Annotated in this window: 7 protein-coding genes and 2 pseudogenes; 4 read left to right on the forward strand and 5 right to left on the reverse strand. The window is 74.5% G+C overall.

Annotated features, from left to right (window positions below):
* The 5 genes and pseudogenes from CCN44_RS46805 to CCN44_RS35885 all read right to left on the reverse strand — a co-directional run.
* Window positions 1-218 (reverse strand): annotated as a pseudogene (locus CCN44_RS46805) (class F sortase); the annotation flags it as partial.
* Window positions 205-870 (reverse strand): hypothetical protein, encoded by a 666-nt coding sequence (locus tag CCN44_RS35870; protein WP_059248468.1) that lies wholly within the window; start codon window positions 868-870, stop codon window positions 205-207. The gene CCN44_RS35870 and the pseudogene CCN44_RS46805, both read right to left, overlap by 14 nt.
* 101 nt (window positions 871-971) lie before the next feature.
* Window positions 972-2,210 (reverse strand): MFS transporter, encoded by a 1,239-nt coding sequence (locus CCN44_RS35875; protein ID WP_059248469.1) that lies wholly within the window; start codon window positions 2,208-2,210, stop codon window positions 972-974.
* 39 nt (window positions 2,211-2,249) lie between these two features.
* Window positions 2,250-3,638 carry a CitMHS family transporter gene (locus CCN44_RS35880; protein WP_059248470.1) on the reverse strand — a complete coding sequence of 463 codons (1,389 nt, stop codon included), beginning with the start codon at window positions 3,636-3,638 and terminating at the stop codon, window positions 2,250-2,252.
* A gap of 124 nt (window positions 3,639-3,762) precedes the next feature.
* Window positions 3,763-4,536, reverse strand: a pseudogene (locus tag CCN44_RS35885) (molybdopterin dinucleotide binding domain-containing protein); the annotation flags it as partial.
* A gap of 205 nt (window positions 4,537-4,741) precedes the next feature.
* On the opposite strand from CCN44_RS35885, the gene CCN44_RS35890 reads away from it, so the two are divergent.
* From CCN44_RS35890 to CCN44_RS35905, 4 genes are all read left to right on the forward strand, one after another.
* Window positions 4,742-5,950, forward strand: a complete 1,209-nt coding sequence (locus CCN44_RS35890) for a prenyltransferase/squalene oxidase repeat-containing protein (RefSeq protein WP_059249129.1) — start codon at window positions 4,742-4,744, stop codon at window positions 5,948-5,950.
* On the forward strand, window positions 5,947-6,630 hold the full coding sequence (locus tag CCN44_RS35895; protein WP_059249131.1) for an SCO2322 family protein: 684 nt from the start codon (window positions 5,947-5,949) through the stop codon (window positions 6,628-6,630). The genes CCN44_RS35890 and CCN44_RS35895 overlap by 4 nt, the downstream gene beginning before the upstream one ends.
* On the forward strand, window positions 6,512-7,867 hold the full coding sequence (locus CCN44_RS35900) for an energy-coupling factor transporter transmembrane component T (RefSeq protein WP_272935804.1): 1,356 nt from the start codon (window positions 6,512-6,514) through the stop codon (window positions 7,865-7,867). The genes CCN44_RS35895 and CCN44_RS35900 overlap by 119 nt, the downstream gene beginning before the upstream one ends.
* On the forward strand, window positions 7,864-8,372 hold a 509-nt coding region (locus CCN44_RS35905), incomplete at its 3' end, for an ABC transporter ATP-binding protein (RefSeq protein ID WP_143650218.1). The genes CCN44_RS35900 and CCN44_RS35905, both read left to right, overlap by 4 nt.

An 8,372-nucleotide genomic window follows, 5' to 3' on the forward strand; every position in this document is an offset into this window, starting at 1 on the left:
GGGGTGGCGGGGGCGTCCGGGCCGGCATCCTCCGCGCCGGCCCGGGAGGAGTCGGCGCCGGAGGCCGCCACGGCGCCCCGGCCGGGCCCGGCCGCTCCGCCGTCCGCACCGCACCGGGACCCCACCGTCACCAGGACGACCATGAGCAGGGCCGTCCTGGCCAGGCGGTAGGCGCGGGTCCGGTACCAGGGCCTGCGTCGGTACCTACGCGGCACCATGGGGGCGACGGCGGATCAGCCGGACGTACACGACACCGCAGACGGCGACCAGACCCACGGCACCCGCGGCGGCCACCGGGGAGTACGCGGCGGCCGTGTCGATGAGGCCGCCGCCGCCCGCGTGCACCCCGCCCTTGGGAGGACCGTTCTGGTCGTTCTTCCCCCAGGCCGTGTCGTTGTGCTGGTCGTCGGCGATCTGCCCGTTGGGGCCGCCCTGCCCCTGATCCTTGTGCTCGTCCCGGCAGTTGACGCGGAAGACCTTCTCCCTGGCGGCGCCCGCCACGGTCCAGGTGAGCCGGTACTGGCCGTCCGCCAGGCCGAGCGGGTCGGTGTGCCCGGCGCCGCCGGCGAGCTGGATGGTGCCGGTGACGGTGGCCGCGGTCGGCAACGGGGGCTGCGGGGTGATGGTGTAGGCGATGGAGGGCAGGACGTCGAAGTTGACGGCGTCGAGGTAGAACCTGCAGACCACGGGATCGTCCTTCGCGACCCCGAAGGGCACGCCCACGCGGTGGATCCTGATGTCGCCGTTCTCCCCCTGGGCCACCGCCGCCGGCGCCGCCACCCACGACGCGCCGGAGGCGGCGAGAGCGGTGAGGATGACGGTGGCGCCCGCGCGAGAGCCGAGGCTTCGTGGGAGTTTCAGGGTGGGCATGGATATTCCTCCGAGTCAGACGATTTTCATACAAATCGCTCTTTCGCCTGGACTCTGCTCCATACACCCCGTGCCCGTCGGCACCGACGCCCGACGCGCCGTCAGAGATCGCTCGTGCGGCGCAATCCGGGGCGCTTCGGCCGCTCCCCCTTCACCCGCCCGGCCGATCCCCCGGGCCGGTCCGGCGAGCGCAGCGCCACCCCCGACGACAGCAGCAGCAACGCCCCCAGCATCACGAACGGCGCCGCCACCCCCGCCAGACCGGCGACCAGACCCGCGGCGGCGGGCGCGGCGACCTGGCCGAGCCGGTTGCCGGTCAGCCGCAGGGCGAGCGCGGTGGAACGGGCCTCGGCGGGCGCCGCCTGCACCACCGTCGTCATCGACAACGGCTGCCCCACGCCCAGGCAGAAGCCGAGGACCGTGAGCATCGCGCCCAGCGCCCACACCGGCACCGGCAGCGCCGTCCCCGCGCACAGCACGGCGGCCAGCAGGCAGGTCACGGTGAGCAGCGCGGGCCGGCCGAGCAGCCGCAGCAGCGGGGTGAGGACCAGCCGGCAGGCGATGGTGGCGCCGGCCCGGAGGCTGAGCAGGACGCCGATCACCGAGGGGGCGATGCCCCGGTGCTCGCCGACCACCGGCAGATAGGCGGTGAGGATGTCGGTCGCGGACAGCACCGACAGGCTGATCAGCATCCCCGCGGGCACACCCCGGGCGCGCAGGATGCCGGCGACCGGCACCCGCGCACCCCGCCGCGGACCGGAGGCGACGGCCGTACGGTCCTCGATGCGCCACAGCGAGGTGAACGCGACGGCCGCGCCCGCGCCCGCCGTCACCAGGGCGAGCGCGCTGCTGTGTGCCATGTCGGGGCCGCCGATGAGGGCGCCCGCGGCCACCGGCCCGACGAGCTGGCCGAGGGAGGCGCCGATGGTGAAGTGGCCGAAGTTGCGGTCCTGTTCGTGCGGCGCGGACTGGCGGGCCACCAGCGACTGGGCGCCGATCACGAAGCAGAGGTGGCCGAGGCCCATCACCCCGCTCCACAGGGCCATCGCCCACAGGGAGCCGGCCAGTCCGCTGAGCGCGCAGCCGCCGGCGATGAGGACCACGCCCGCCGGCAGGAGGGGCGCGCAGCGGCCGTGGTCGGTGCGGCGGCCGAGCGGTACGGCGGCGAACAGCGGCAGCAGCGCGTACACCCCGGCAATGACACCGACCGCGCGTTCGTCGGCGCCCAGCGCGAGGGCCCGGTAGGAGACGGCGGGCCGGGCCATCGACACCGCCCCCTGCGCGCAGCCGAAGGCGATGACGAGGCGGAGCAGCCAGCCGCGGTTCCCACCGGGCGCCATGAGGACGACCTCCGTCGAGTGCCGGACGATGCCGGGCGATCAGATGATGCCGAACAGGATTCCCGCGCCGAGCACCACCAGGGAGGTGAGCGCGGCCCACTTGACCACGAACCGGGTGTGGTCGCCGAACTCCACCTTGGCCATGCCGACCAGGACGTACACGGCCGGGACGAGCGGGCTCGACATGTGCAGGGGCTGGCCGATGATCGAGGCGCGGGCGATCTCCACGGTGGAGACGCCGTGCGCCTGGCCGGCCTCGGCGAGCACCGGCAGGACGCCGAAGTAGAAGCCGTCGTTGGACATGAAGTAGGTGAGCGGGATGCTCAGCACGCCGGTGACGAAGGCCATGTGCGGGCCCATGCCGTCGGGGATGTTGTCCACCAGCCACTTGGCCATCTGGTCCACCATGCCGGTGCCCTGCAGGACGCCGGTGAAGACGGCGGCGGCGAAGACCATGCCGGAGACGTTGAGGACGTTCTCCGCGTGGGCGGCGATCCGGGCCTTCTGGTCCGGCATGTGCGGGAAGTTGACGGTCAGGGCGAGGGCCGCGCCGAGCAGGAACAGCACCGGGATCGGCAGCCACTCCATGATCATGGCGGTGAGCAGGCCGACCGTGAGGAGCGCGTTGAACCAGTACAGCTTCGGGCGCAGGGTGGGGCGGTGCGGGTCGAGGCCCTGGAAGCCGTCGTCCTCCTCGGGGGCGTCCGCGTCGGCGCCGGGGCCCGAACCGCCGCTCGCCGTACCGCCCTTGCCGGAGCCGGCGCCCACGAGGACCGTCTCGGTCTCCTCCACCAGCACCTCGTCCAGGGTGAGCACGCCGAGCCGCTTGCGCTCGCGGCGGCCGAGGACGTAGGCGAGGGCGAAGACGAACAGCAGGCCCATGGCGAGGGCCGGGATCATCGGCACGAAGATGTCGCCGGCGTCCAGCTTCAGCGCGGTGGCGGCGCGGGCGGTGGGGCCGCCCCACGGCAGGGTGTTCATCACGCCGTTGGCCATGGCGGCGACGCCGGTCATCACGACCAGGGACATCTTCAGCCGCTTGTACAGCGGGTACATCGCCGAGACGGTGATCATGAAGGTGGTGGAGCCGTCGCCGTCCAGGGAGACGATCGCGGCGAGGACCGCCGTACCGACCACGATGCGCAGCGGATCGGCCTTGCAGAACTTCAGGATGCCCCGGACGACCGGGTCGAAGAGGCCGACATCGATCATCACACCGAAGTAGACGATCGCGAACATGAGCATCGCCGCGGTGGGGGCGAGGCCGGTGATGCCGTCGATGACGTAGTCGCCGAGCTTGGCACCCTTGCCCACGAACACGCAGAAGAGCGCGGGGATGAGCACGAGCGCCGCGATCGGCGACATCTTCTTCAGCATGATCAGGACCAGGAAGGTCGCGATCATGGCGAAGCCGAGGATGGTCAGCATGAGTGGATACCTAACGTTCGCCCTTGAACATCCCACCTGGGGGTCGGCGGTGCGATGACGTTAGGTCCGTTCAAACGGCGTTAACAAGACGTTGACGTGCGAGCAATACGCGCAAAAGTCCAGGTCACGGCAGTGCGGTGAGTTCGACGGGGACGCCGTTGAGCACCGCGTTGCCCGACAGCGGGTCGAGCAGGCTGCCGTCGAGCAGCTGGTTGACGTTGACGCCGGGGTCGGTGGCGGCGTGGCCGAGCCGGGTGCCGGGGCGGTCGTGGCCCCAGCCGTGCGGCACGCTCACCACCCCGGGCCGGACGCCGTCGGTGACCTCGGCGGGGACCGTCACCTCTCCCCCGGCGCCCTTGACGCGTACGTCCGCGCCGTCCCGGACGCCGAGCCGGGCGGCGTCCTCGGGGTGGATGTGCACGGTGCAGCGGTTGCTGCCGCCGGTGAGGGCGGGCACGTTGTGCATCCAGCTGTTGTTGGAGCGCAGATGGCGGCGGCCGACCAGGAGCAGGCCGGCGGGGCGCTCGTGCAGGGCCCGGCGCAGCCGCGGCAGGTCGCCGGCGATCGGCTCGGGCAGCAGCTCGACCTTGCCGCTACGGGTCTTCAGCGGCTGCGGCAGGCGCGGGCGCAGCGGGCCGAGGTCGATGCCGTGCGGGTGGTCGAGCAGCCTGGCGAGGCTCAGGCCGTCGGGCCGGGCGCCGAAGCCGTCGCCGTACGGGCCGAGGCGCAGCATCAGGTCGAGCCGCCGCTCGGCGCCGTCGTCGCCGGTGAGTTGGGCGGCGAGGTCGCGCGGGTCGCGGCCGTGCACCGGCGAGTGCGGGTCCTGGACGGCCTTGCCGAGGGTCTGGTCGATGACCATCGCGTCGACGGCGGCGGGGTCGGCGCCGTGCATCCCCGAGTTCCCGGCCTCGCTCGAACAGGGGAGACCCCAATCCGTGTTCCGCCTAGCAGCGGTGAGCCGGACTGCCCCGGGCGGGACGTTGACCGGCTTGCGTGCGTCGGCGGTCCGCCGCGCACGGCACCGTCGAGGTCTACGGAGCCGAGCCGCCCGGGGTGTCACCCGTGCGCTGCCCGGCTCCCCGCAGGAGAGGCAGTCGCCGACCATGAACGTACGCCGCAGCGCCGCGGCTCTCGCCGCCGTAGGCGTGCTGGCCGCCGCCGCGCCCGCCACGGCCGCCGACCCGTCCCCGTCCCCGAAGGTCACGGTCCCGTCCGGGCTGTACGGGAAGGGCGACCCGACGTACGACGGCGTGTGGCGGCAGTCGCTGACGCTGCTCGCCCAGCGCACCCTCGGCTACCGGCCGGCCGCCGCGGCCGTCGACTGGCTCACCGGGCAGCAGTGCGCGGACGGCGCCTTCGCCGCCTTCCGCGCCGAGCCCGCGGGGCCCTGCGACGACAAGGTCAAGGCCGACACCAACAGCACGGCCGCCGCCGTCCAGGCCCTCGCCGCGACCGGCGGACACGGCGGTGCCGTGGACAAGGCCGTGGGCTGGCTGAAGTCCGTGCAGAACAAGGACGGCGGCTGGGGCTACTACCCGGGCGGCCCCAGCGACACCAACTCCACCTCCGTCGTCATCGGCGCGCTCACCGCGGCCGGCACCGACCCGGCGGACGTGCGGAAGTCGGGCAAGTCCCCCTACGACGCGCTGCCCACCTGGTCCATCCCCTGCGGCAAGGACGGCGGCGGCGCCCTCGCCTACCAGCCGGACAAGAAGGGCAAGCTGCTCCCCAACGCGGACGCGACGGCGGCCGGTGTGCTGGGCGCGCTCGGCAAGGGGTTCGTCGCGGAGGCCGGCAAGGCACCGGCCCAGGACGCCTGCGCCGAGGCCGAGCACCTCACCCCCGCCCAGGTCGCGGACAACGCCGGCGCGTACCTGGGGACGGCCGTCGCGAAGACCGGCCACCTGGAGTCCACCCTGCCCGGCGCCAAGGACCAGCCCGACTTCGGCAACACCGCGGACGCCGTCGTCGCGCTCGCCGCGGACGGCCGGACCGAGCCCGCGAAGAAGGCGTACGCCTGGCTGGAGAAGAACGCCGGCCAGTGGGCGGCCCAGAGCGGCCCGGCCGCGTACGCCCAGCTGATCTTCGCCGCCCACGCGATCGGCGAGCAGCCGGGCGACTTCAACGGCACCAGCCTGGTCAGCTCCCTCAACGCGCTCGGCCCGGCCCCGCACATGGACTCCGCCGCGCACGAGTCGGCCGCGGAGGACGAGGACTCGGGCACCAGCGTCTGGTGGATCATCGGTGTCGGTCTCGTCGGCGGCATCGGCATCGGTTTCCTGCTCAGCGGCCGGAAGAAGCGCCAGTCGTGACCCCTGTCCGCCGTACCGCCGTGCGCCGTGCGGTGCCGGTGCTCGTCGCCGCGCTGCTGCTCCTCGGCTCCGCCGGGCCGGCGGGCGCCGCCGGCTACCGCTACTGGTCCTTCTGGGAGCGCACCGGCGGCCACTGGACGTACGCCACCCTGGGCCCGGCGGCCGTCCGCCCCGACGACGGCGCGGTGCAGGGCTTCCGGTTCTCGGTGAGCGCGGACTCCGCGGACGCGAGCCGGCCGCGGGGTACGGCGGACTTCGACACGATCTGCGCGGGTACGTCCGCCGCCTCCGGGACGAAGCGGGTGGCTCTGGTGCTCGACTTCGGCACGCGCGCGGACGCGCCGGCCGGGGCGACGCCGCCGGGCCGGCGTACGGCGTGCGCGCGGGTGCCGGCGGACGCGACCACCGCGGACGCGCTGGCCGCCGTGGCCGAGCCGCTGCGGTACGACACCAACGCCCTGCTGTGCGCGATCGCCGGGTATCCGCGCACGGGGTGCGGGGAGCAGGTCTCCGCCGACGGCGAGCGGAGCGGGAACGGCAACGGGGCCGACGGCGGGACCGATGACGGGGCCGCCGACAGCGGGCCCTCGCTCGGGCTGCCGGTCGGCGCCGGGGTGGTCGCCCTGCTGGCGGGGGCGGCGGTGTGGCAGGCACGGCGGCGGCGCGATGAGTCGCGATGAGTCGGGGCGAGGGCGGGAAGGCGAGTGCGTGAAGGCGTGCGCCCGCGGGTCCTTCGTGGCTGAGCGCGAGCGCGCGGTACCCCGCGCCGCCGGGGTGGTGCGGCCGACGCACCCGCACGCGGAGGGCGGACGCCGCCGCTCCCGGCCCGCGCGGGCGGGCGAACCCGCGCCCGCCCGGCTTCGGAGCACCCTGCATCCCGGCGCCTGGTGGCTCTGGGCGATAGGTCTCGGTACGGCCGCCACCCGCACCACCAACCCCCTCCTCCTCGGCCTGCTCATAGCGGCCTCCGGCTACGTCGTGGCGACGCACCGCTCCCCCACCCCCTGGGCCCGCTCCTACACCGCCTTCGTGAAGCTCGCCCTCGCCGTCCTCCTCGTCCGCGTGCTGTTCGCGGTGGCGCTGGGGTCGCCCATCCCGGGCACCCACACCCTGTTCACCCTCCCCGAGATCCCGCTCCCGCAGTGGGCGCAGGGCATCCGGCTGGGCGGCCGGGTCACCGCCGAGGCGGTCGTCTTCGCCGCCTACGACGGTCTGAAGCTGGCCACCCTGCTCATCTGCGTCGGCGCGGCGAACGCCCTCGCCAGCCCCACCCGCCTGCTCAAGTCCCTGCCGGGCGCGCTGTACGAGACGGGCGTGGCCGTGGTCGTCGCCCTCACCTTCGCGCCCCACCTGATCGCCGACGTGCAGCGGCTGCGCGCCGCCCGCCGGCTGCGCGGCCGGCCGGACCGGGGCGTACGGGGCCTGCTCCAGGTCGGCCTGCCGGTCCTGGAGGGGGCGCTGGAGCGCTCGGTCGCGCTCGCCGCCGCGATGGAGTCCCGCGGCTACGGCCGTACCGCCGAGGTCCCCGCCCGGGTCCGCCGCACGACGGCCGCGCTCACCCTCGGCGGCCTGCTCGGCGTGTGCGCGGGAACGTACGGGCTGCTGACGGCGGAGGGGGGCACGTACGGGCTGCCCGTCCTGCTCGCCGGGGTCGTCGCCGCGCTCGCGGGGCTGCGGCTGGGCGGCCGGCGTTCGCCGCGGACCCGGTACCGCCCGGACCCGTGGGGGCCGCGCGCCTGGCTGGTCACGGGTTCCGGCGCCGCGGTGGCCGCGCTGCTCACGTTCGCCTCGGTCCGTGATCCGCAGGCGCTGCGCCCCGGGGTGGTCCCCCTCGTCGCCCCGGCCCTTCCGCTCTGGCCGGCCGCGGCCGTCCTGCTCGCCCTGTTGCCCGCCTTCGTCCCCAGGGAGCATGCGTGATCCGCTTCGAGGATGTCAGCGTGACGTACGAGGGTGCCGCCGGACCCACCGTCGCCGGTGTGGACTTCGAGGTTCCCGAGGGTGAACTCGTGCTGCTCGCCGGTCCGTCCGGGGTCGGCAAGTCGACCGTGCTGGGCGCGGTCAGCGGGCTCGTCCCGCACTTCACCGGCGGCACCCTGCGCGGACGCGTCACGGTGGCCGGCCGGGACACCCGTACCCACCCGCCGCGGCAACTGGCCGACGTGGTCGGCACGGTGGGCCAGGACCCGCTCGCGCACTTCGTGACGGACACCGTGGAGGACGAACTCGCCTACGGCATGGAGTCGCTGGGCCTCGCCCCGGAGGTGATGCGGCGCCGGGTCGAGGAGACCCTCGACCTGCTGGGCCTGGCCGGGCTGCGGGACCGCCCGATCGCCGCCCTCTCCGGCGGGCAGCGGCAGCGGGTCGCGATCGGCTCGGTCCTCACCCCGCACCCGCGGGTCCTGGTCCTGGACGAGCCGACCTC

The organism is Streptomyces tricolor, from assembly GCF_002155905.1.
Classification (GTDB): domain Bacteria; phylum Actinomycetota; class Actinomycetes; order Streptomycetales; family Streptomycetaceae; genus Streptomyces; species Streptomyces tricolor.